Source organism: Stenotrophomonas sp. S41 (assembly GCF_016624625.1).
Lineage (GTDB): Bacteria > Pseudomonadota > Gammaproteobacteria > Xanthomonadales > Xanthomonadaceae > Stenotrophomonas.
This window is the reverse complement of record NZ_JACVTV010000021.1, coordinates 1-23,024: the sequence shown is the minus strand read 5'-3', so window position 1 is coordinate 23,024 and position 23,024 is coordinate 1. Positions and strand designations below refer to the sequence as shown.

At 61.8% G+C, this 23,024-nt stretch carries 20 protein-coding genes; 12 read left to right on the top strand and 8 right to left on the bottom strand.

Going from position 1 to position 23,024, the window contains the following annotated elements:
• From IAE56_RS07000 to IAE56_RS06985, 4 genes are all read left to right on the top strand, one after another.
• Positions 1-696, top strand: a complete 696-nt coding sequence (locus IAE56_RS07000; RefSeq protein ID WP_200752000.1) for a YjbF family lipoprotein — start codon at positions 1-3, stop codon at positions 694-696.
• Positions 693-1,466, top strand: coding sequence for a capsule biosynthesis GfcC family protein (locus tag IAE56_RS06995; RefSeq protein WP_200751999.1), 774 nt, complete (start codon positions 693-695; stop codon positions 1,464-1,466). The genes IAE56_RS07000 and IAE56_RS06995 overlap by 4 nt, the downstream gene beginning before the upstream one ends.
• Positions 1,466-3,601 (top strand): YjbH domain-containing protein, encoded by a 2,136-nt coding sequence (locus tag IAE56_RS06990; protein ID WP_200751998.1) that lies wholly within the window; start codon positions 1,466-1,468, stop codon positions 3,599-3,601. The genes IAE56_RS06995 and IAE56_RS06990 overlap by 1 nt, the downstream gene beginning before the upstream one ends.
• A gap of 80 nt (positions 3,602-3,681) precedes the next feature.
• Entirely contained in the window at positions 3,682-4,794 is a 1,113-nt protein-coding gene (locus IAE56_RS06985) for a glycosyltransferase family 4 protein (protein ID WP_200751997.1), read from the top strand.
• An 87-nt stretch (positions 4,795-4,881) separates the two neighbouring features.
• Here IAE56_RS06985 and IAE56_RS06980 read toward each other — a convergent pair whose 3' ends face one another.
• From IAE56_RS06980 to IAE56_RS21235, 8 genes are all read right to left on the bottom strand, one after another.
• On the bottom strand, positions 4,882-6,270 hold the full coding sequence (locus IAE56_RS06980; protein ID WP_200751996.1) for an O-antigen ligase family protein: 1,389 nt from the start codon (positions 6,268-6,270) through the stop codon (positions 4,882-4,884).
• Positions 6,267-7,295, bottom strand: a complete 1,029-nt coding sequence (locus IAE56_RS06975; protein ID WP_200751995.1) for a glycosyltransferase family 1 protein — start codon at positions 7,293-7,295, stop codon at positions 6,267-6,269. Before IAE56_RS06975 ends, IAE56_RS06980 begins: the two co-directional genes overlap by 4 nt.
• Positions 7,296-7,763: 468 nt before the next feature.
• Positions 7,764-8,942 (bottom strand): glycosyltransferase family 4 protein, encoded by a 1,179-nt coding sequence (locus IAE56_RS06965; protein WP_200751993.1) that lies wholly within the window; start codon positions 8,940-8,942, stop codon positions 7,764-7,766.
• Entirely contained in the window at positions 8,939-10,387 is a 1,449-nt protein-coding gene (locus IAE56_RS06960) for a hypothetical protein (protein ID WP_200751992.1), read from the bottom strand. The genes IAE56_RS06965 and IAE56_RS06960 overlap by 4 nt, the downstream gene beginning before the upstream one ends.
• 88 nt (positions 10,388-10,475) lie before the next feature.
• Positions 10,476-12,686 carry a polysaccharide biosynthesis tyrosine autokinase gene (locus IAE56_RS06955; protein ID WP_200751991.1) on the bottom strand — a complete coding sequence of 737 codons (2,211 nt, stop codon included), beginning with the start codon at positions 12,684-12,686 and terminating at the stop codon, positions 10,476-10,478.
• A gap of 53 nt (positions 12,687-12,739) precedes the next feature.
• Positions 12,740-13,174, bottom strand: a complete 435-nt coding sequence (locus tag IAE56_RS06950) for a low molecular weight protein-tyrosine-phosphatase (RefSeq protein ID WP_200751990.1) — start codon at positions 13,172-13,174, stop codon at positions 12,740-12,742.
• Between the two features lie 148 nt (positions 13,175-13,322).
• On the bottom strand, positions 13,323-14,306 hold the full coding sequence (locus IAE56_RS06945; protein WP_325167175.1) for an undecaprenyl-phosphate glucose phosphotransferase: 984 nt from the start codon (positions 14,304-14,306) through the stop codon (positions 13,323-13,325).
• Positions 14,242-14,931: a hypothetical protein gene (locus IAE56_RS21235; RefSeq protein ID WP_200751989.1), complete on the bottom strand. Its 690-nt coding sequence runs from the start codon at positions 14,929-14,931 to the stop codon at positions 14,242-14,244. Before IAE56_RS21235 ends, IAE56_RS06945 begins: the two co-directional genes overlap by 65 nt.
• A 162-nt stretch (positions 14,932-15,093) precedes the next feature.
• Here IAE56_RS21235 and galE point away from each other — a divergent pair, with 162 nt between their 5' ends.
• From galE to IAE56_RS06900, 8 genes are all read left to right on the top strand, one after another.
• A complete protein-coding gene (galE, locus tag IAE56_RS06935) occupies positions 15,094-16,131 on the top strand; it encodes a UDP-glucose 4-epimerase GalE (protein WP_200751988.1) in 1,038 nt (345 codons plus the stop codon).
• 152 nt (positions 16,132-16,283) lie between these two features.
• Positions 16,284-17,816: an aldehyde dehydrogenase family protein gene (locus IAE56_RS06930; RefSeq protein ID WP_200751987.1), complete on the top strand. Its 1,533-nt coding sequence runs from the start codon at positions 16,284-16,286 to the stop codon at positions 17,814-17,816.
• Positions 17,816-18,655 carry an SDR family oxidoreductase gene (locus IAE56_RS06925; RefSeq protein WP_200751986.1) on the top strand — a complete coding sequence of 280 codons (840 nt, stop codon included), beginning with the start codon at positions 17,816-17,818 and terminating at the stop codon, positions 18,653-18,655. The genes IAE56_RS06930 and IAE56_RS06925 overlap by 1 nt, the downstream gene beginning before the upstream one ends.
• Before the next feature lie 115 nt (positions 18,656-18,770).
• Positions 18,771-19,055 carry a DUF4190 domain-containing protein gene (locus IAE56_RS06920; RefSeq protein WP_108768676.1) on the top strand — a complete coding sequence of 95 codons (285 nt, stop codon included), beginning with the start codon at positions 18,771-18,773 and terminating at the stop codon, positions 19,053-19,055.
• 5 nt (positions 19,056-19,060) lie between these two features.
• A complete protein-coding gene (locus IAE56_RS06915; RefSeq protein ID WP_200751985.1) occupies positions 19,061-19,831 on the top strand; it encodes a class I SAM-dependent methyltransferase in 771 nt (256 codons plus the stop codon).
• A gap of 8 nt (positions 19,832-19,839) precedes the next feature.
• Positions 19,840-20,895, top strand: a complete 1,056-nt coding sequence (locus IAE56_RS06910; protein ID WP_200751984.1) for a quinone-dependent dihydroorotate dehydrogenase — start codon at positions 19,840-19,842, stop codon at positions 20,893-20,895.
• 8 nt (positions 20,896-20,903) lie between these two features.
• Positions 20,904-21,968, top strand: coding sequence for a UDP-N-acetylmuramate dehydrogenase (murB, locus tag IAE56_RS06905; protein WP_200751983.1), 1,065 nt, complete (start codon positions 20,904-20,906; stop codon positions 21,966-21,968).
• Positions 21,969-22,018: 50 nt separating this feature from the next.
• Positions 22,019-22,888 (top strand): DMT family transporter, encoded by an 870-nt coding sequence (locus IAE56_RS06900; protein WP_200752022.1) that lies wholly within the window; start codon positions 22,019-22,021, stop codon positions 22,886-22,888.
• The last annotated feature ends 136 nt before the right edge of the window (positions 22,889-23,024 follow it).

Here is a 23,024-nt window from a genome sequence, read left to right as displayed (position 1 = left end):
ATGCGCAGGAGCGCTTTGGCCAATCTCACGCGTCTCGCTGGAAGCCGGCTGCCCTTGGCATTGGCTTTGCTGACCACGCTGACGATGGCAGGCTGCGGCGTGGTTGGCCGCACCAGTGTCAAGACGGTGCAATTGGCCATCAAGGGCAAGCCCGACGTGCAGCCGACTGCAGCCCAGGTTGCGGCCAAACCCTATCCGCAGATCAAGGTCACCGGTCCTTCCGGCGGTGCCGTGCTCGTACTGGGTAACGTCGATGGTGAACGACGCGCGTGGTACAGCGCAGATCGAAGCATTGTCTACCTGACCGATGGCCTGGTTGTTGGCACCTACCGCGGCCAGCCAGAGCTGCAGGGAATGCATATCGAAGGAGAGTCGCCCTTCCGTGCACTCCACCAGATTGCGAACGGCACAACGGTTCGCCGGCGCTACGACGTGATGCCCGGCTACCGCTTCGGCATGGAAGTCACAGGCACGCTGAACACGCTCGGCCGCGAGAGCGTGGAAATTCTTGGCCAGTCGCGCGAGCTACTGCACGTCCGTGAGCGACTGCGTGGCACCGGCTGGAGCAGCAACAACGACTACTGGGTTGACCCTTCCAATGGCTTCATCTGGAAAAGCGTGCAGGCCATTGCACCCGACACCAGCCTGGAAATCATCCAACTCAAGCCCTATTCGCAGGACCTGAAAGCCCAATGATGCTGCGATTGACAACACTCATGCTTGGCATGGGCATGGGTTGCTGCGCCAGTGCTGCCGCTCCGATCCACGTTGAAGTCACGGGTCATGTCCGCACCAGCGGCAGCCAATCGATCCCGGCCGGGAGTCGCCTGAGCGTCGCCGCACTGGCAGCCTTCCCTACAGAGGATGCGTATCTGTCGGGCGCAGCCTTGCTGCGTCGTGGTGCCGTGGAGTCGCAGACGCGCCTGAAGGCCGGACTGCTGTTCGACCTGGAGACACTGGCTTCGCAGCCCGGATCACCGGATCTTGCCAAGGCCGCGCGTGCAATGGCCGACAGGCTCACCAATCTGCCAGTGACCGGTCGCGAGCCACAACTGCTTGACCCGCGCGGACTGGAAGCAAGCCGGGAGCAGGACCGTCCTGCCGAAGCAGGAGACCGGCTGATCTACCCTGCCCGCCCCGCTACGGTACGGGTGACTGGCGCAGTGACTCAACCTTGCACGCTTCCTCACAGCTTCAGCCAAGACGCGCGCGCCTACCGGGAGGCCTGCGGCGTGTTGCGTGTCGCCAGCCCGGACAGTCTGTACGTCATTCAACCGGATGGCCACATCCAGAAGGCAGGCATCGCCCTCTGGAACCGCGGAGAACCCGTGCACCTGGCGCCGGGCGCCGTCGTGTTCGTTCCGCTGAACGACAACAAGATCAAGTCCATCGCCCCAGACATCAATGAGGAGGCTGCGCGCTTCCTTGCAACCCAGGTGCTGGATGCGCCGGGAGCCCCTCTCTAATGCACCACCGTTTGCCACCGCTGACGCCAATTCGTGTCGGCATCGCGCTGCTCAGCCTCAGCATCAGCGCCGCGCTCCAGGCACAGACCGCGCCTGCACCGACCGCCAGTGACTGGGGCGGAATCGGCCTGCTGCAGACACCGACTGCGCGCATGGCGGACGAAGGTGAGATCGCCTTTACTGCCAGTCATACCTCGCCCTACAGCCGCTACAACGTCGTAATGCAGCCACTGCCCTGGCTCGAAGGTGCGTTCCGGTATGTCTCCGTAGCCAATCGCCGTTATGGCCCTGAGTGGCTCAGCGGCGACCAGAACTACAAAGACAAGTCGATCGACGTCAAGCTTCGTCTGTGGCAGGAGAGCCGGTGGATTCCGGAGGTGTCGGCTGGATTCAGGGACCTCGGCGGCACCGGCCTCTTTTCCAGCGAGTACCTGGTTGCCAGCAAGCGCTTCGGCGCATTCGACGCGAGCCTAGGCTTGGCTACGGGTTACATCGGTAACCGTGGCGATTTCAGAAATCCCCTGGCATCCCTGGACGACAGGTTCGAAGTTCGACCCCGCGCGCAAGGCACAGGCAATCTGAACAGTGATGGCATGTTCCGTGGGCCGGTGGGCGTTTTCGGCGGCGTCAGTTACCAGACCCCTTGGGAGCCCTTGCAGCTGAAGCTTGAGTACGATGGCAATGACTACAAGCGCGAGCCCCAGAACAACAATCAGCGCCAGCGAACCCCCTTCAACTTCGGCGCCAGCTACGCCCTGAACTCCAATGTGCAACTGCATGCCGCGTGGGAGCGCGGGGACGCGCTGATGCTGGCAATCACGCTGCGTGGCAATATCGCGCAGGCGAGCGCAACGCCAAAGCTGCTCGACCCCGTTCCGGCTCCCACGCTCAGGGAATCACAGGGCACCAAGCAGCACGCATGCTTGGATGATGTTGATTGGCCCACGCTGGCCGCAGAACTTGAAGATAACGCAGGGTTGCGCGTGTCCCGCATCAGCCAGCGCGGGCAGGAGGTCATCGTCAGCGGCGAGCAGCGGCGGTTCTTCTACCCTGCACAAGGACTGGGACGCTCCGGCCGCCTGCTTGATGCCACCCTGCCAGACGAAATCACGTGGTTCACGGTGCAGAGCACTCGCCTGGGTGCGCCGATCGTCGAGACCAGCCTTGAGCGTCAGGCATTTGCGGAGTATGCCGACCACCGCATCGAGCTCAGCCAACTGGCCGGTCATATCGAAATGGCCACCCCGGCACAGCAACGGCGCACAACGCTCTACGATGCGCCCATGAAGCGGTTCGACGGCGGCTTCAATATCGGGTACCAACAGTCGGTTGGCGGCCCTGATGGCTTCATCCTGTTCCAGGTCGCAGGCACTTACTCCGGCAACCTGCACTTCACCCGCAACACGTGGCTTACTGGCACGCTCAGCTACAACGCCTACAACAATTACGACCGCTTCAGGTATGACGCTCCGAGCAGATTGCCTCGCGTGCGAACGAACATCCGCAGGTATCTCACGACAGAAGACCTGACCCTCCCGAACCTGCAGTTCACCACCGTGCACCAGCTGGGAGAGGACCTGTACGGCTCGGCCTACGCCGGCCTGTTCGAATCGATGTATGGTGGCGTTGGTGGCGAGCTCCTGTATCGGCCGCTCAATGAGCGCTGGGCAATCGGCGCAGAACTCAACTGGGTAAAGCAGCGCGATTTCGACCAGCGCTTCAGTTTCCGCGACTACAGCGTGGCCACCGGGCACGCAAGCCTCTATTACCAGTGGGGATCCGAGCGGAAGATCGTCAGCGTTGTAAGCGCCGGGCGCTATCTTGCCAAGGACTGGGGTGCGACCCTTTCGGTCTCGCGAGCCTTCAACAACGGGGCATCTATTGGTGCCTACGCCACGAAGACGGACGTTTCATCGGCAGACTTTGGCGAAGGCAGCTTCGACAAGGGAATTTTCGTCTCGATACCGTTTGATTTCATGCTTCCGCGATCGACGCGAGCCCGTGCGAACTTCGCATGGACGCCACTCTATCGCGATGGCGGCGCGCGATTGTCGCGTAGCTACGGCCTCTATCAGATGACCTCCGAGCGCGACCCAGACTTCTTCTTCCGCAACCTGGAAGTTATCGACAAGTAGCATTCAGGCCAAGGCAACGAACTGCCTTTCCTTACCGTTACTCCGAACCTGCAACACCGAAACCTGCAAGGACGAACAGCATGCGCGTAGCGATCATCCACGACTGGCTCACCGTAAATGCGGGCGCCGAGAAAGTCCTGAAGCAGATGCTGCTGCTGTATCCAGAGGCGGAGATTTTCACGCTGGTCGATTTCCTTCCCGCGGCGGAACGTGCGTTCCTCGGAAGCCATAAGATCCACACCAGTTTCATTCATAAGCTGCCACGCGCGCGAAAGAGCTACCGCAGCTACCTGCCGCTCATGCCACTGGCTATCGAGCAGTTCGACCTAAGCGCGTTCGACCTGGTCCTGTCCAGCAGCTATGCAGTCGCGAAGGGCGTGCTCACTGGCCCGGATCAGACTCATGTTTGCTACTGCCACTCTCCAATCCGCTACGCCTGGGATCTTCAGCCGCAGTATTTGCGCGAATCCGGCATGGAGCGCGGCCTGAAGAGCATCGTCGCACGGGTCATACTCTCTTACATCCGCATGTGGGACGTTAGAACCGCCAATGGCGTCGACCACTTCATCGCCAACTCGACCTTCATCGCTCGTCGCATACGCAAAGTCTACGGGCGAGAGTCGGTTGTGATTCCGCCGCCGGTCGACATTCCTGAAGCATTGCCGGCGGTGACCCGCAAGGATTACTACGTCACTGCCTCACGGCTGGTGCCGTACAAGCGAATCGATCTGATCATCGAGGCATTCAATCGCATGCCTGATCGAAAGTTGGTTGTGATTGGCAGCGGCCCAATGCTGGAGCAGATGAGGCGGTTGGCAAAGCCGAATATCAGCGTTCTCGGGTATCAGCCTCAGGAAGTGCTTGAGAAGCACCTCGCGGAGGCCCGCGCGTTCGTCTTTGCCGCTGAAGAGGACTTTGGTATTGCGCCGGTTGAGGCACAGGCGTTTGGCACGCCGGTTATTGCTTTTGGCAAGGGCGGCATCCTGGACAGCGTGATCGAGAGCGAAACTGGCAAATTCTTTGAGTCCCAGAGCGCAGAATCCATTATCGATGCGATCAGTCGATTTGAGTCTGATCTACAACAATGGGATCATGCCCAAATTGCAGCACATGCGAAGACCTTTAATCCAACCTCCTTCCGTGAGCGCCTGAGAACGGAAATTACTGCAGCAAGCGCCCAAACACGGAAGTAAGGATAGAGCACGCCACCGCGCCGCCTAATTGAGCCATAAAAAAAGCCCGGATGGAGTCCGGGCTTTTTTTTATGGATTCACCAACGACTAGCCAAGCTGCCTTCGCCCAAGCTCCAATCCATTTACGACACAAAGTGCGAACGCCGGAAAAACCCAGATGAACATGGAATAGGCAGGCGCAATTGATAGTAGCGACGCAAAAGTAAAGACAACGCCCACAAGATAGGGCAGAGCCTCATCATTCTGACGCGCACACTTAAGAACCCTCGAAGCTATATAGAAAGAGAACATCAGAAAGCAAACAGAACCAATAAGACCCAACTCCGCAAGAATCGCGGCGTATGAATTCTGAGGGAACGAGCCCGGATTCAGACTCTCGCCGAAGACATAAATAGGAATCTTGTACTCATGCGCATGCATAAAGAAAATGCTCGCACCCGGACCAACGCCGGTTATCGGATACTCCTTAAATATCTCCAGACCGATTAATGACGTGTAGGCCCGAAACTGCCCGGAGTCCAACGTAGTTGTCGGAACGGAAAAGAATCCCACGAGCTTGTGATAGAAGGCATACTCAAGCATTCCGCCGTAACCGGCAAGATACGCAGCACCAAGGGCCATCCCGAGAAGTGTCGCGAAGACAGCAATCCGCTTCATCCTGCCCCTAACAGTGCCAACCATCAGGCTTGTCAGGCCAACGGCGCCCACAAGACCGATCAGAGCACTGGACATTGTGAGAACCAAGCAAACTGCCGCGACAGTTAGAAAATAAAATCCAAGAACTCTGGGAAATAAATGTCGATAGTAGTAGGTCAACAGAATTACCCAGCCCTGATAGAGCACATAAAAGCTGGGCTCCTGACTGAACCCATACGCTCTGAAGCCGTAGCTAATTTTTCCTACATTCTGCACGAACTCAGGAAGCAACTGGATTGGAGTCTGGACACCGAGAACACCGTTCATGAATGCGGCAAACAGCGCAAACAATCCGATGAAGTTCCCGGAATACACAATCCAACGAATGACCAGTTCACGCCGACTAAACAGCGCCTTGGATCGACTTATCTCAGAGAATGCCACCCAACAAAGCAGAAAATAGAAACACGGGACTACCGTCGCAGCCCAAGTGGTGTAGCGAAGCTGTCCCAGCACGCCAAATCGCTCATAATATCCACTGATATCATCCTTCCAAGCGACCCAGAATACGACTAGCGACAGCACCGGTGAGAACACCAGAAATGCGAACGACCATAGTTCGCGCTGCCTGAAAATGGACCTGGACGCTAGTGAGACCATTAGCAGCGCCAACGCCAGAAGTTCGTATAGCCTGAACGAGCCACCAACACGAACTACCGGAAACTGTTGAAAACCGATGCATACGATGATTGCAAAGGAAAGCCAGGATCGCAAACCGAACTCATGCTCGAGCCTGCCACCAGCCGATGGAACAATGGGAATGCTCACCCGCATGATCATTTCAGGGGAACCTTATTGCCAAATGCAGCAGCGACGGCCGCCTCTGCCCGCTGATGCACCGCCGCCCAGGAAAAGACATCGGCTCGCCGCAACCCACGCTCCTTGAGCTCCAGCCGCAAATCGACCGAGGCAAGTACTGCATCAACGGCCGCTACGATCTCCTCGTCTGATTCTGGCGACACCAGCACTGCGGCGTCATCGCAGACCTCTCCCAGTGCGGTTGTCCTCGATGCAATTACGGGACAGCCAGTTGCCATTGCTTCCACGGCAGGCAAGCCGAAGCCTTCATAGAAGGATGGAAACAGTAGCAACGACGCATTGGCGTACAACGAAGCCAACTGCTCCTCACTCGCGAATCCAGAGAAGCGAACTCGATTCTCTACTCCAAACCGCCGCGCAAGGTCCATCAGGTCATCGGATGGCACTCCCGAGAACACCAAGCTCAAGTCTGGGTAGTTCTCCAGTGCAGCCAATGCACGCACGGCCGCCCGCTCATTCTTATGGGATTTTCGATTTCCCACACAGAGGATGTAGCCACGCCCTGCATCTCGAGTCACATCGTTCTTTGAGCTAGAGAGAAAAACCTCTGAAACTCCATTCCCAACTACCACCACGCGATCGGCAGACGCCCCGGACCAAACCAGTATCCTGTTCTTGGAGAATTCCGAAACTGTAAGCACCACCGCCGACTTCCGGCACGCCCTCAGCAGAACGCATCGATAGTAGAGTCTCTTAAGGAATCCAGTGTTATGACTGGTATCCACATGGTTAAGGTCATGCACAGACAGTACAAACCGCGAAAGCCCGAGCAAAGGCGCAGCAAATCCAGGGGAAACAACCCTCGCACTCTTATTGAGAAACATGAATGCAGTCAACCGGATTACGTCCAGAGCTCCCGCAGGATTTCCCCGCAACGGGAGGGACAAGCTGGACGAAAATCGACGCTTCAACTCCCTGCAATAGCGGCCGATACCCGTCGGACCATCCCAACGATCATCAAAGAAAAACTGATCCCGCTTGAACATACGACGCCCCTTAGACCCTATTGCTCACTACTGTTTCGCCAGCGGCAACATCCGAAAGCACAAGACAATTCGCACCAATCCGCGCCCCGTCGCCAAGCCTCAAAGGGCCTATTAGGGTGGCACCCGTACCCAGGTAGCAATCGCTACCGATAACAGGGACACCGGTATGTCGACCTTCGCGAGCGCCTATGGTCACACCATGGAAAAACGTCACTCTCTCACCAATTTCCACATCGCGATGCACAACAATCAGATAGGGATGGGGCAATCGAAGCGACGCGATAGCGGAAGATGAAATGAATGATGCGGGATTAATTTCGCAGTGATAGACCATCTGACAAATGATCCTTCTAAGCAAACGGAATGGCGCCTTCCAGCCACAGCTTCGCTCCAATAGCATTATCGAAATGACCAAGCGCCCATGGAAGCCGCGCTCACGTGGCGCCTTTAGATCGTGCAGCAGCCCCATTAGATTTTTGCCCTTGCTTTCTGGTAGACATCCACATATTGCATCGCAACCGCTCGCTCGGTGAACTCGTTCGAATAGCTCCTGCAATTGGAAGCAAGACCATTGAAATCTGATGCGTCGATTTTATCTACGGCACCAAGCAAACTTTCGACACTGAAAGGATCAAAGAGAAATCCAGTCCAACCGTCCTTAACGATGTCACCAAGTCCGCCCAGGCCAGACGAAACAACGGGAACTCCGTGCATGTACGCCTCGATTGCGACCCGCCCAAGAGGCTCGGCCCAGAGCGACGGGATTACCAGGACATTGATTCGCGCAAAGAATGAGGAAGGACGGACCTTGCCCAGAAATTCCACATTCGATGGAGCAGAGCGACGGAGCGAGTCGACATAGTCCAGCCTTCCATCACCTGCTATGACCCAGCGCAGCTCGGGCCGCAGCTTGGCAGCTTCAATAACTTTTTCAATTCCTTTGGATGGATCCAGTCGACCGATAAATCCATACACCTTCTGATTTTCGAGAAGCGCCGAGCAATAGCCCACATCAGGGGCACTGACCGAATTGTAAACAACACTGGCCGAACCGCGCTCGAATAGACCAGCACGAAGATGAATTTCTTTCACATACTCACTTATTGCCACAAAATGAGTTACCTTTCGAGAGAAGGGTCGCTTTCCAGCGACCCACAGCCTCGAGTCAAACGCCAGCTCCCCCTCGGGCTTTCCACCACCAAACAACGTGGAATTGGGATGAAGCAGATGATAATCCCGCGCAGTGTGCACGATTGGGATGCCCATCCGCGAAGCCGCATCCCACGCAGACACGGAGAATCCCGAGACATTGTTGGTATGCACGAGGTCAGGTCGAAGCTCACCAAGGGCATGCGCAATGTCCTTTCGCGCGCCTAGATTGAAGAAGTCTCTTGCATGCCAGATAGCCTTCCGCCAAGAGGCACGAACCTCCTTCGGCCCAAATGGCCAGTACGAATTCCTCAATGGAATTCGAATTACTTTGATCCCGCTTCCGGAGTCAACCTCGATCGAAGGACCCTCGTGCAGGGTCAGGACTGAAACGTCATGACCCAACTGCACCAGCCCATGGGCAAGTGACTCAACTGACTTCTCCGCACCGCCAACGTGGTATGGCGCATAGAGATTGTTCAGCAGGGAAATCCTCATGAGCGCACCCGGTTGTTCATCAAGCCTCTCATCAGCGTGGAGCAACCCTGCAAATTACAGACAAGGTAGAAGCTCATATAGACCCCCCCAGCAACCAACGCACCGACAGGAACAGATCGCACGCGCAGCTCGTCTGGCAAGGCCCAGTTGACGCCAACTGCCACCAGGGATGCTGACGCGACGCAAAGCACATCCCGCCATCTGACTTCAATTCCATACTTTCTACGCGCAAATGCAAGACCAGCGCCCGCACCAAGCAGAAGCGCAATAACGAGCGAGACCAGAATCTCCAGCGGCCCAAGCGCGCTGAACACATGAAGCGAGACCCATCCGAGCGCTGCAATGATCAACGACATCGCGCTTGTGAGGGCCGAGTAGTGCGTTCCTCCAGTAACCACAAACATCGCATCAATGCCAAAACTCTTGACGCAAAGCAGAGCGATGGCGATCGTAGCTGGCCAGATGTACAGAGTGTAGCCAAGCGCGTAGGCGGCTGGGACAAACTCCCTTAACTCATCCATCGCCAAAGCAAGGCAAACCGCGGCAGCAGTCACAATGGCGATGACTCGGATGAGATGATCACCAAGCGCGGCAGGGGCAGACTCGGCATCAGCATCGACTGATCGGATGAGCGGCTGCAGCAGCAGAAGATTCAGCGCGGCGCCGATTGCCATGAGTATCTTCTGCGCGACGTCGATACTAAGGAGCATTCCCGCGGATTGGTCCGAACCCGCCACGGAGGAAACCAGGTGGCGTGCCGCAACCGGCAATGCGTAGGCGAGTATGCCCGCCAGCGCTGCCGGGATGCCGTATCGGATCAGAAATCTAATGGATCGCTTGTCCAGCGATGGCAGACGCCACTTGAGCACACTCACGGTCATGAGCCAGGCAAGGAAAGAGGCACAGAGCGCCAATGCGGCCGACGCCGCACTTCCCGTCCAATAAGCGACACCGAGCGTCAGTGCAAGCGAAAGAACACTTCTCAACGCCCAGCTCGCCGCGAACGCCTTGTTCCTGAACTGGGCCCGGAGCCTTGCCTGGCTGTAATCGAAAGCACCCTGACTGCAGGCGTAGAGAAGTCCAAAGCCGACCCAGTAAAGGGCCTGCCCAGGCGAGCCGGCCGCCATGCAGATCACCGAAATCATCAGCGTTACGCTGACAATAAACGCATAGCAAAAATTCAGTGCCGCGCGCAGCCTCTCGGCGTCTTCCGGACGACCAGCCTCTGAATACCTAACTACTCCAATCCGCAGCCACTCGAACAGAACGGCAGCCAGCAGCTGACCAGACGCCCAGAAGACAGAGAAACTGACGTACTCCGAGGGCACCAACGCACGCGGAAGGAAGATCTGAATCAGGAGATTCGTCACATTGGCAAGGAGCAACGTGATGATCATCACGTAGCGCCCGCTGCGACCTGCCTTTGAACCGATCTTGTTTAGCAACTCCGTGGCCCTCCATTCATTGATCGCAGGGGCCACAAGCAATCACATTCAGCGTTTCCGACCGGGCGCACTGCACCTCATTAAATCCTCAGGTACTCGACTTGTACTCGTAGTATCCATAGCTGTAATAGCCCGTCGCACGCCGCTCGACAGCATTGAAGATCGCACCCTTGATCCGGACGTTGTTCTGCTCGAACCTGCGCTTCGCCAGGGCCAGCTCCTTGGCCTGATTCAAGCCAAAGCGCGCCACCATCAGACAGGTACCAGCATGATGCGCAATGATTGCCGCGTCCGTCACAGCAAGAATAGGCGGCGTATCGACAATCACCAAATCGTATTGAGGCGACAGAGTTTCAAGAAGCTGCGTGAAGTTCGCATGCATCAACAGCTCGGATGGGTTCGGAGGAACGTCACCGCGGGTAATGAAACTAAGGCTGTCGATGCCCGGCAGCGTACGCACGACCTGCGCCAGATCAGCCTTGCCCACCAGAAGATCCGAAAGGCCAGGCGACTGCACAGCACCCAACGCCTTATGCAGCGTCCCCTTGCGCATGTCAGCATCGATGATGAGGACGCGCTGACCAGCCTGCGCGATGACGGCGGCGAGATTCGACGAAACGAACGTCTTGCCCGCATTCGGGCTGGCGCCAGAGATCAGAACGATGTTGTTCTTTGCCTCCAGGCGGGCGAAATGCAGGCTGGTACGCAGGCTCCGTACGGCCTCGATCGCCAGGTCAGCTGGATCCTTGACGGCGAGCAGATGCAACTTCCCGTCTGCACGGAACTTGCCACGGACAGAGTCGCTCTGCTGCTGCGCACTCACAGGAATTGAGGCATAGACGGGCAGGCCAAGTTCCTCAATCTGCGCGGGGTCCTCCACGCCACGATTGAGCATCTGCTTCAGCAGGACCAGGGCAATGGAAAGGAACGCGCCGAGAACCGCGCCGATGAGCACAACAAGCGCCTTGCGCGGTCGAACCGGGGTGGTTGAATCAACCTCGGCCGCATCAACGATGCGCACATTGCCGACCGTACCTGCACGCGCCACATCAAGCTGCTGCGCCTGGTTGAGCATGCCGGTATACATTTCATTGCTGACCTGCAGGTCACGGGTCAAACGCAGCAGTTCCTGCTGCGCTTCGGGCAGCTGCTTCACCTGGCCTTGGAAGCCGCTCTTGCGGCCCTCCAGCTCGCCGATCTGTCGCATCAATGCTTGGTACGCCGGATGATCACGCGTGAACTTGCGATCCATTTCCGCCTGCTGGAGGCGGAGCTGCTGGATGCTGGTTTCGACGGCGACCTCCTGATCAAGAAGACCCTTGGTCTGCAGGCTCAGATCGACCGAGTTGGCGCGAGTCTGGTAAGCCGCCAAAGCCTTTTGCGCTGCGTCCACCTGATTACGCACATTAGGCAGCTGTTCCTTCACGAAGGTCAGCTGTGCCGAAGCCTCTGCGGAGTTTCGCTCAACATTCTGGCGAACATATGCCTGCGCCACCTGCTGCAGAAAACGCTGGGCCAACTCGGCATCGGCATTCTCATAGGCAAGCGTGAGAATGCCGGACTCCTTGCCCGACTCGCTTACGGCGACCTTCTTCTGCAGCTCGCCAACCACCTTGAGATGACGCTGACGCGTCACTTCAAAGCGCATGCCCGGATGTGCGCGCATCTCGGCGACCTGCATCACAACCCCCTTTCCAGAGGCGACCTTCCCAACCTGCCCCTTCAGCAGCTGGTTGCCGGAATCATCCATGAGCTCATAGGCACCCTTCTCACCTGCAATCAGGGTCAGAGGCTCAGCAAAAAGATGACGCGGAACATCGAGCTGGAAGACCTCAAGTCTCTCACCGCCCCAACCAAACCTGGACATCCCAAACCGCGGGTCGGCCAACTTCTCCGGATCCGCACGTTCCGACTTGCGGGCAAAGTAGCCACCAATCAGCGGGAAACGATTTGGCTCAACCTCAACATCCAGCCTCAGCGCATCAACAGCACTACCCACTACCGCGCGAGAAGTAATCAATGCGATTTCGGTGGTTGCCTCGGCAGCACCGCCACCCATGCCAAGGGATTGGCTGATATCGGAAAGACCCGGCAGGCTCGGCACCTTCGACTCCACCTGCACGATGGCATCAGCACGATAGATCGGCGTCGCCAGCAAGGCGTAGGCCACCGCAACGGCGAAGAACGCTCCAGTGATGCCCGCAATCCACCACTTATGGTCAATCAACGTGCCAAGCAGCTGCCGCAGATCGATTTCATCGGCATCGTCCTGTGCCGGATTACGGGTGTCGGTGGTCATCAGTAAGCGCTCTTCAATTGGTTACGGGCTGGGGCAGAAGGATGGCAGCAGCACTAGAAGTGCCGCGCCCAACTCTCAACACCCTCAGCCATCAGCTTGTAAACATGCTCGAATGCCGGCCGCTGCTGGCGGTACGGATCAGGAATCTCCTGCTCCTGCTGCCACTTGCCCAGCAGGAACGTCTTTCCCGAGGCCTGCGGTGCGATTTCGGCAATGCGACGCACATGCTTCCGCTCCATGGTCAGCACCAGATCGGCAGCTCCCAGGATGGCGTCATCGATCTGCCGGGCGCGGTGCGCCAGACCATCCATGCCCTGCTCCACCAGCAATTCCTGTGCCGTGGCATCAATGCCATGGCCGACCAGCGCCCCCAGCCCTGCGGAGGAGACCTGGATGCCCTTGCCGGCCACAGCCTGCCTGAGCATGACTTCAGCCGAAGGACTGCGGCAGATGTTGCCGACACATACGAATAGAACGTTCTTGAACACTGACTTCGATCCTGTGGCATTCCATGCAGCGCCGCGACCCCAAGTGGGACGGCGGCAGCCATACAGGATACCTTACGATGACGTTACACGCGATGAAATGGCCAGCAAATTCATGGCATTACGTCGCACTTCCCCGCTCAGTAGAGCCTCAATACGCCGACTTCTGGCCCAGCACCTTGAATGCCGTCATCACGATGATGCGCACATCCAGCGTCGGGCTCCAGCGGCGGATGTAGTCGATGTCGTACTGCACGCGCTTCTTCATCGAGCGCAGCTCGGGGGTTTCGCCTCGCAGCCCGTGCACCTGCGCCCAACCGGTAATGCCCGGCTTGACGTAGTGGCGGTGCATGTAGCGGTCGATCAGGCGCTCGTAGTGATTGTTGTGCTGCACGGCATGCGGCCGCGGCCCAACGACCGACATGCTGCCGCCCAGCACATTGAAGAACTGCGGCAATTCATCCAGGCTGCTGCGACGCAGGAAGGCGCCAAAGCGGGTCACGCGCGGATCGTTGCGGGTGGCCTGGGTAATCTTGTCCGAGGAGCCCTCCGCATGGACCCGCATGGAGCGGAACTTCAGCATGGAAAATTCCTTGCCGCCGAGGCCGTGGCGACGCTGACGGAACAGCACCGGGCCAGGCGAGCTCAGCTTGACGCCGATCGCCAACACGGCGAACACCGGCGCCAACATGATTACGGCCAGACCCGCCACCAGGATGTCTTCGATGCGCTTGGCCAATCGGAAATTGTGATCCGCCAGGCCTTGGCGCACACCGATCATCGGCACGTTGCCGACCTGATGCACGCCCGGATTAAGCGTGCCCCAGCCGGTGGTGTCCGGAATCAGCCGCACCGGCACAGGGAAGCGCTCGATCTGCTTCAGCATGGCCTTCATGTCAGCGGCATCGCCGGGGGTCATCGACACCCACAACTGATCGAATTCGCCGCGATGCTGGTCCATGTAACGCGGGAGGTCGGCCAGCGCCCCCAGGCAACGGGGTGCATCGCCGCCGCGGCGCGTCGCAAGATCGCCCTTGGCGGAGAAGTAGCCGACCACTTCCTTGCCCAGCTCAGGCTTGCCGCGCAGCAGGCGGTGCAGCTTCAGCCCCGACGAGCGCAGGCCGACCAGCAGCACGCGCTCGCGATCCAGGCCGCGCGCGCAGGCGGTGCAGTTGCACCCGCAACAATACGCGCACGCCCACCATGCCGATCAGGCCTGACACATACCAGGTCAGCAGCCAACGCGTGGGAACAGCCCCGGCCATGTCGACCAGGACTGCATAGAAGGAGAACAACCCGAAACTGCAGGACCACGCCAGCAGGAGGATCCACAGATCCACCACAAGGCCGCGGCCACGCCATGCGCGGTAAACCGGCCCGATCATGAAGCAGACCATCGCGCTCAGCAGCACGGCGCCAAACACCACCCGCTGCGACGGGTCCGGCGCGGCCGAACCATAGAACACCATGTGGGAAAGAATGGCGGACACCGGGACTACGAACAGATCCCCGAGGCGCAGCGCCAGTTCGAGGGCGGCACGCGCCTCGACCCTTCGTCTGGATCGAAGGGAATTGCCGGGCAGGTCTTCTACGGATCCGTGTAGCACTGACATCTCCAAGGGGCGAACCACGGCACCGCCGGGCGGCGGCACGCACCGAACTCCCCTGTCGGCACACATCCGTGGATCAAGCTGGCCAATAACGTGACGATTGTGCCTGAATTCAGCCTGAGAAAGTAGCGGAAATTCGATTAACAACACGGCTACTCCTAGCTGCGCGCCATCTAACCATCTGATTGCAAAGGCACCCTATATACTGAATAGGCGAGGCACTACTACAAAGATCGTGTCGATCTCGGCAAGCGACCCCGTCAAGGCTGTGCCTGCTACGATGCCGCCCCCACCTAGCAACACGGAAGATGCATGAGGCACATCCTCATCTGCGGCGGCGCCGGCTACATCGGCAGCCACATGGCCCAGTACCTCACCGAGCGCGGCGATAGCGTCACCGTGCTGGACAACTTGTCCACCGGCCACCGCGACGCCATCCGCTGGGGAGAGTTGATCGAGGCAGACCTTCTTTCCCCTGAGTCCCTGGAGCGCGCCTTCACGGGGCGCCGGTTCGATGCCGTCATGCATTTCGCAGCCCGATCGCTTGTGGGCGAATCGGTCAGCCAGCCCTACGACTACTACGCCAACAACGTAACCGGCACTCTCAACCTGCTGCAGGCCATGCGCCGCCACGACGTCGACCGGATCGTGTTCTCGTCCACGGCCGCCGTTTTTGGCAATCCACAGGCAGACGTCATTGATGAGGACCATCCCAAGGCGCCCATTAACCCCTATGGCGCCAGCAAGCTGATGGCAGAGCGCATCCTCGCCGATGCCGCGGCTGCCTACGGCCTGCGCTCGACGTGCCTGCGCTACTTCAATGCTGCGGGCGCCCTGCCCGACCACGGCATCGGCGAGGCCCACGCCTGCGAAACCCATCTGATCCCCAATGTCCTGCGCGCGGCGCTGGGCATCGGCTCAGCGATGAGGGTCTTCGGCGATGACTACGCAACACCCGACGGCACGTGCGTCCGCGACTATGTCCATGTGCAGGATCTGGCCCAGGCCCACGCACTGGCCTTGTGCTACATGGATGACACCCCCGGTGCGCATGCCTTCAACCTGGGTAACGGTCGCGGGTTCTCGGTCCGGGAAGTGATCGCTGCAGCGGGTTCGGTCTCCGGCCGCAGTATTCCCTTCGAACTGGCTGAGCGCCGACCGGGCGATCCGGCAAGCCTGGTCGCCTCCTCCGCCCGCGCCCGCGAAGTACTGGGATGGCAGCCGCAATGGACCGAGCTGGCACCGATCATCGAGAGCGCCTGGCAGTGGCATCGAAGCCCGCCAGCATGGTCTCCCCAGCCCCCAGCCCCTGGCATGGCACCCGCTGCAATGGACGTTCTGCCTGCCTGAACAGGCGCGCCAAGGGCGAGCAGGCGGGGCCACCCCACCCCGCACTGCACCAAGCCCCGCCACATCCCTCTGCTACCATCGCCGGTTCAGTCCGCCGCATCCCCCATCTGCCCGTGGCGGCACCAACTACGTAACGAAATACAGGAGTCTGCATGTCTTCCGAGCTGCTCAAGTCCCTTGGTCTGGACGCGATCAACGCTGGCACCTACCTGGGCAACGGGGAATGGTCGAGCGCCACCGGCGGTGAGCTGATCACCCCGGTCAACCCGACCACCGGCGAGCCGATCGCGCAGGTCCGCGCCACCACTGAGGCCGAATACGACACGGTCATCGCCCGTGCCCAGGAAGCCTTCAAGACCTGGCGCACCACCCCGGCCCCGCGCCGCGGCGAAGCCGTGCGCCTGTGCGGCGAAGCGCTGCGCAAGCACAAGGACGCCCTGGGTTCGCTGGTCGCCCTGGAAATGGGCAAGAGCAAGCCCGAAGGCGATGGCGAAGTGCAGGAGATGATCGACATCGCCGATTTCGCCGTGGGCCAGAGCCGCATGCTGTACGGCTACACCATGCATTCGGAGCGCCCCGGCCACCGCATGTACGAGCAGTACCACCCGCTGGGCCTGGTCGGCATCATCTCGGCCTTCAACTTCCCGGTGGCGGTGTGGAGCTGGAATGCCTTCCTGGCCGCCATCTGCGGTGATATCTGCATCTGGAAGCCGTCCAACAAGACCCCGCTGACCGCCATCGCCTCCATGCGCATCTGCAACGACGCGCTGCGCGAGGCCGGCTTCCCGGACATCTTCTTCCTGGTCAACGATGCGGGCACCGCCCTGTCGGAAAAGATGGTGGATGACCGCCGCGTGCCGCTGATCAGCTTCACCGGCTCGACCCAGGTCGGCCGCACCGTCAACGAGAAGGTCGCCCGCCGCCTGGGCCGCTGCCTGCTGGAGCTGGGTGGCAACAACGCCATCATCCTCGACGAGACCGCCGACCTGAAGCTGGCCGTGCCGGGCATCGTGTTTGGCGCCGTCGGTACCGCCGGCCAGCGCTGCACCACCACCCGCCGCCTGATCGTGCACCGCTCGATCTACGCCGACGTGCTGGCCACCCTGGTCAAGGCCTACAAGCAGGTGGAAGGCAAGATCGGTGATCCGACCGATGCCGCCAACCTGATGGGCCCGCTGAACAGCGACGGCGCCGTGCAGCAGTTCCTCGATGCCATCGCCCAGGCCAAGGCCGCCGGCGGCACCATCGAAACCGGTGGCACCCGCATCGACCGCGCAGGCAACTTCGTGCTGCCGGCCATTGTCTCGGGCCTGAAGAACAGCGACGCGGTGGTCCAGCACGAAACCTTCGCGCCGATCCTGTACGTCATGCCGTACGACAGCCTCGATGAAGCCATCGACATGCAGAACGGCGTGCCGCAGGGCCTGTCGTCCTCGATCTTCACCCAGAACCTGAAGACCGCCGAGAAGTTCCTGTCGGCGGCCGGCAGCGACTGCGGCATCGCCAACATCAACATCGGCACGTCCGGTGCGGAGATCGGCGGCGCCTTCGGCGGCGAGAAGGACACCGGCGGTGGTCGTGAGTCGGGTTCGGATGCGTGGAAGGTCTACATGCGCCGCCAGACCAACACCATCAACTACTCGGATTCGCTGCCGCTGGCCCAGGGCATCAAGTTCGACCTGTAATGGCAGAGGTTTCGGCCATTGCTGCGGGTCAGAGCCCCTCCGGGGATCTGACCCCTGCCCAGGGTCGGATCTCCACAGGGGCTCCGACCCTCGACTTCACCGGCCGCCGCGTGCTCATCGCCGGCGGCAGCAAGGGCATCGGTCGTGAACTGGCGCTGGCATTCGCCGGCGCCGGCGCACGGGTTTCGGTCTGCGCCCGCGGCCTGCCCGGGCTGCAGGCACTGCAGGCAGACGCCGAGGCGCAGGGCACGCCCCTCCATGTTGCCGCGGCCGATCTGGCCGAGGTCGAGCAGATCGGCGGCTGGCTGCAGACCGCCGCCGATGCGCTTGGCGGCATCGACGTACTGGTCAACAACGCCACCGGCTACGGCATGGCCGACGACGAGGACGGCTGGGCGGCCAGCCTGCAGGTTGACCTGATGGCGGCCGTACGTGCCTCCCGCCTGGCCCTGCCCTGGCTGCGGGCCTCGGATGACGCCTGCATCCTCAACCTGTCCTCGATCGCCGCCCAGCAGCCCCGGCCCGGTGGCGCGCCGTATGCGGCGGCCAAGGCCGCCCTCTCGCACTACACCACCTCGCAGGCGCTGGCGTTGGCGGCGGACCGCATCCGGGTCAATGCCATCGCGCCGGGCTCGATCGAGTTTACCGATGGCCTGTGGGACCGACGCCGCGTGGAGGACCCCGCGCTGTACCAGGGCACCCTGGCGCGGATCCCGTTCGGTCGCTTCGGCCACCCGCGCGAGATCGCCGACGCCGCGCTGTTCCTGTGCTCGCCGCTGGCGCGCTGGATCACCGGCCACGTGCTCAACGTGGATGGTGGCCAGGTGTTGATGGGCTGAAGCTGGGTCGCGCGCCGCGCTCGCCGGGCATGGCCCGGCGCTACCGCTGCTGTCCCGCCCATGGGCTTGCTGGCCCGCAGGCACTATCATGTGTGCACTGCCAAGGAGGATCCCCATGAGCGTGGCACCCCGACAGACAAGCGGCCTGGCCGTCCTCAGCCTGGTGCTGGGCATCGCCAGCTGGACCGTGCTGCCCTTCGTGGCCAGCATCGTGGCCATCATCACCGGGCACATGGCCCGCAGCGAGATCCGCCGCCGTCCCGCCGAGCTGGAAGGCGATGGACTGGCCCTGACCGGCCTCATCCTGGGCTGGTTGAACGTGATCATGCTGGGCCTGGGCCTGCTGGTCCTCGTCCTGTTCTTCGGCGGTCTGGCCTGGCTGGCCACGCTGTCGAACTGACCGCCATGAGCGCGTCGGACAGCACTGAACGCTTCAGCAGCCGGGTCGCCGATTACGTGCGCTACCGCCCGGACTATCCCGCGGCCCTGATGGACTGGCTGCATGGGCCGATGGCAGTGCCCCCCGCGGCGCTCGTCGCCGACATCGGTGCCGGCACCGGCATTTCCAGCCGCCAGTTCCTGGCCGCCGGCCATCCGCTGGTGGCGGTGGAGCCGAATGCGGCCATGCGCGCGGCGGCCGAGCAGTGGCTGGCACCGCAGTTTCCGCTGTTCCGCGCCGTCGATGGCCGCGCCGAGGCGACCGGGCTGGCCGATGCCAGCGTCGATCTGGTCAGCGCCGCGCAGGCCTTCCACTGGTTCGACACCGTGGCGGTGCGTGCCGAATGGCAGCGCATCCTGCACCCGGGCGGACTGACCCTGATCTACTGGAACTCGCGCCTGCTCGATGCCAGCCCGTTCCTGGTCGGCTACGAGCAGCTGCTGCTGGACTACGGCACCGATTACACCGCGGTGGCCGAGCGCTACCAGGACGACGCCACCATGCAGGCCTGGTTCGGCCCCGGCCTGCGCGGCATGATCGAGCTGCCCAACGTGCAGCACCTGGACTTCGACGCCCTGCGCGGGCGCCTGCTGTCTTCTTCCTACGCACCGCAGCCCGGGCACCCGCGCCATGCGCCGATGCTGGCGGCGTTGCAGGACCTGTTCAACGCCCATGCGGTGGATGGACAGGTCGCCTTTGAATATCGAACCCGAGCCTTCCTCGGCACGCTGGACTGAACCGACGCATGTATTCGCTTGCCCGCCCCCTACTGTTCTCGCTCGACGCCGAGCGCGCCCACGGCCTCGGCCTGTCCGCATTGGACCTGGCCTACCGCACCGGCACCACGCCGCTGCTGGCCGCACGCATCGCGCCGATGCCGAGCACGGTGTTCGGGCTGACCTTCCCCAATCCGGTCGGCCTGGCCGCCGGCCTGGACAAGAACGGCGAGCACATCGATGCCTTGTTCGCGTTGGGCTTCGGCTTCGTCGAGATCGGCACCATCACCCCGCGCCCGCAGGATGGCAACCCGAAGCCGCGGCTGTTCCGGCTCCCGACGCACCAGGCCATCATCAACCGCATGGGCTTCAACAATGCCGGTGTCGATGCGCTGGTGCGCAACGTCGAGCGCGCGCGCAACCGCCGCGGCCTGCTCGGCATCAACATCGGCAAGAACAAGGACACCCCCAACGAGCAGGCGGTCGATGACTACATTGCCTGCCTGGACAAGGTGTATCCGCTGGCCGACTACGTCACCGTCAACATCTCCTCGCCCAACACCGCTGGCCTGCGCGAACTGCAGGAAGAGACCGCGCTGCGCCAGCTGGTCAGCCAGCTGCGTGACCGCCAGGAAACCCTGGCCGCGCAGCACGGTCGCCGGGTGCCGATGCTGGTGAAGGTGGCGCCGGACCTGAGCGAGCGCGACATCGACGCCGCCGCGCGCGTGCTGGGCGAACTGCAGGTGGACGGCGTGATCGCCACCAACACCACCATCGATCGCAGCGGCATCGCCGGCGATCCGCTGGCCAGCGAGGCCGGCGGCCTGTCCGGTGCGCCGGTGCTGGACCAGTCGACCCTGGTGCTGCGTCGCCTGCGCGCACGCCTGCCCGAATCGGTGCCCCTGGTCGGCGTGGGTGGCATCCTCTCCGGTGCCGACGCGGTGGCCAAGATGGCCGCTGGCGCCGCCCTGGTGCAGTGCTACAGCGGCCTGATCTACCGTGGCCCGTCGCTGGTGGCCGAGTGCGTGGAGGCGATCCGTCGCCGCCGCGAAGCGCCCAGCCGTGGCGCGGTGGCGCCGCTGTGAGCGCACCCATGGACGGCCACGATACCTCCGCCGCACCGCTGCGCTGGACCCTTACCGAAAACGCCCCGCTGCAGGCGCTGAACACCTTCCACGTGCGCGCCAATGCGGCGCAGCTGCTGGAACTGCACGACCCCGCCCTGCTGCCGGACGTGCTGGCCCTGCCCAGCGTAGCCAACGGCCCGCTGCTGGTGCTGGGCAGCGGCAGCAACGTACTCATCGCCGATGACCTGCCGGGCACCGTGCTGGTGTTCGGCAACCGCGACATCAGCTTCCTTGAACACCGCGCCGACCACGCGGTCATCCGCGCCGGCGCCGGTGTGTCCTGGCACGGTCTGGTGATGTGGTCGCTGCAGGAAGGCCTGTCCGGTCTGGAAAACCTCGCGCTGATTCCCGGCACTGCCGGTGCGGCGCCGATCCAGAACATCGGCGCTTATGGCGCGCAGGTGGGCGAGTTCATCCAGACCGTCGAAGCCTGGGACTGCCAGGAGCAGGCCTGGGTGCGCATGGACAACGAACAGTGTGGCTTCGGTTACCGCGACAGCGTGTTCAAGCAGCAGCCCGACCGCTACCTGATCACCGCCATCGAACTGAGACTGCCGCTGCTGCACGACCTGCGCATGGACTACGCCGGCATCCGCGAGGAACTGCAGGCACAGGGCGTGGAGCTGCCCAGCGCGGTGGACGTGGCCAATGCGGTCATCACCATCCGCCGCCGCAAGCTGCCCGACCCGGACGTGCTGGGCAACGCTGGCAGCTTCTTCAAGAACCCGGTGCTGCCGCTGGAACAGGTGGAGGTGCTGCAGCAGCACTTCCCCGAGGTGCCGGTGTTCCCGGCCGAGCGCGATGACCAGCGCAAGGTCTCGGCGGCGTGGATGATCGACGCCTGCGGCTGGAAGGGTTTCCGCGAAGGCGACGCCGGCGTGGCCCCCAGCCATGCCTTGGTGCTGGTCAACCACGGCAACGCCACCGGCGCCGAACTGCTGGACCTGGCACGACGCATCTCCGCCTCGGTGCTGGAGAAGTTCGGCGTGCCGATCGAACCGGAGCCGCGCCTGCTCGGCGCCCAGTGGTGAACGCCCCGGCACGGCCCGCGCTCGCCACCCCGGCGCGGGCGGCGCTGCTGATGCTCGCCAGCACGATGGCGTTTGGCCTGATGGCCATCGCCATCCGCTATGCGACGCGCTACGTGCCGACCCAGGAAGTCGCGTTCTTCCGCAACGCGTTCGGCCTGCTGGCACTGTTGCCGATGCTGCTGCGGCCGGGCCGTGCGCCGCTGAAGACCCAGCAGCTGCCGCGCTATTTCGTGCGCAGCGCGATCGGCCTTGGCTCGATGCTCTGCGCGTTCTGGGCGCTGGGCCACCTGCCCCTGGCGCAGGCGGTGTCGCTGTCCTACTCCACACCGTTGTTCGTGACCATCGCCGCGGTGCTTTGGCTGGGTGAAACCGTGCGCGTGCGGCGCTGGGCGGCGGTGGTGGTCGGTTTCATCGGCGTGCTGGTGATCGTGCGGCCGGGCACGGCGGGCTTTTCCGCCGGCAGCCTGATCGCCGTGGCCGCGGCCCTGCTCAGTTCGCTGGTGGCGATCCAGATCAAGCAGCTGACCCGCGTGGACAGCGCCGACACCGTGGTGCTCTACACCTACGTGTTCTGGGTGCCGTTGTCGCTGGTGCCGGCCGTGTTCGTGTGGGTCTGGCCCACGGGCCTGGCGTGGGTGTGGCTGGTGGCGACGGGCGTGATGGGCACGGTCGGCCAGCTGCTGTGGACGCGCGCTTTGCGCTTGGGCGAGGTATCGGCCCTGACCCCGATCAGCTTCCTGCAGCTGCCGCTGGTGACGCTGTGTGGCTGGCTGTTGTTTGACGAAAGCGTGGACCGATGGACGCTGATCGGTGCCGGCATCATCCTGGCGGCGAACGCGTATATCGCGCACCGCGAGGCGGTGCTGGCGCGGCGCGCCGCGAGCGTGGCAGCGACGGCGGCGGCCAAGCCGGCGGAGTAAGGGTTGTTCGGCAGGGCTGCGCCCTGCACCTGCAGAAGCCACGTCAACGTCAACGTCAATGTCAGAAGCCAGAGCGGCATTCCGGGGGATGGCGGGGCACTGTGGGTTTGCGGGGACGCCGTAAATCCATCCATGG

Excerpts from the sequence above, each read along its gene's own strand:
- IAE56_RS07000 (WP_200752000.1), top strand. The coding sequence starts at position 1 with ATGCGCAGGAGCGCTTTGGCCAATCTCACGCGTCTCGCTGGAAGCCGG.
- IAE56_RS06995 (WP_200751999.1), top strand. The coding sequence starts at position 693 with ATGATGCTGCGATTGACAACACTCATGCTTGGCATGGGCATGGGTTGC.
- IAE56_RS06990 (WP_200751998.1), top strand. The coding sequence starts at position 1,466 with ATGCACCACCGTTTGCCACCGCTGACGCCAATTCGTGTCGGCATCGCG.
- IAE56_RS06985 (WP_200751997.1), top strand. The coding sequence starts at position 3,682 with ATGCGCGTAGCGATCATCCACGACTGGCTCACCGTAAATGCGGGCGCC.
- IAE56_RS06980 (WP_200751996.1), bottom strand. The coding sequence starts at position 6,270 with ATGATCATGCGGGTGAGCATTCCCATTGTTCCATCGGCTGGTGGCAGG.
- IAE56_RS06975 (WP_200751995.1), bottom strand. The coding sequence starts at position 7,295 with ATGTTCAAGCGGGATCAGTTTTTCTTTGATGATCGTTGGGATGGTCCG.
- IAE56_RS06965 (WP_200751993.1), bottom strand. The coding sequence starts at position 8,942 with ATGAGGATTTCCCTGCTGAACAATCTCTATGCGCCATACCACGTTGGC.
- IAE56_RS06955 (WP_200751991.1), bottom strand. The coding sequence starts at position 12,686 with ATGACCACCGACACCCGTAATCCGGCACAGGACGATGCCGATGAAATC.
- galE (WP_200751988.1), top strand. The coding sequence starts at position 15,094 with ATGAGGCACATCCTCATCTGCGGCGGCGCCGGCTACATCGGCAGCCAC.
- IAE56_RS06930 (WP_200751987.1), top strand. The coding sequence starts at position 16,284 with ATGTCTTCCGAGCTGCTCAAGTCCCTTGGTCTGGACGCGATCAACGCT.
- IAE56_RS06925 (WP_200751986.1), top strand. The coding sequence starts at position 17,816 with ATGGCAGAGGTTTCGGCCATTGCTGCGGGTCAGAGCCCCTCCGGGGAT.
- IAE56_RS06920 (WP_108768676.1), top strand. The coding sequence starts at position 18,771 with ATGAGCGTGGCACCCCGACAGACAAGCGGCCTGGCCGTCCTCAGCCTG.
- IAE56_RS06915 (WP_200751985.1), top strand. The coding sequence starts at position 19,061 with ATGAGCGCGTCGGACAGCACTGAACGCTTCAGCAGCCGGGTCGCCGAT.
- IAE56_RS06910 (WP_200751984.1), top strand. The coding sequence starts at position 19,840 with ATGTATTCGCTTGCCCGCCCCCTACTGTTCTCGCTCGACGCCGAGCGC.
- murB (WP_200751983.1), top strand. The coding sequence starts at position 20,904 with ATGGACGGCCACGATACCTCCGCCGCACCGCTGCGCTGGACCCTTACC.
- IAE56_RS06900 (WP_200752022.1), top strand. The coding sequence starts at position 22,019 with ATGCTCGCCAGCACGATGGCGTTTGGCCTGATGGCCATCGCCATCCGC.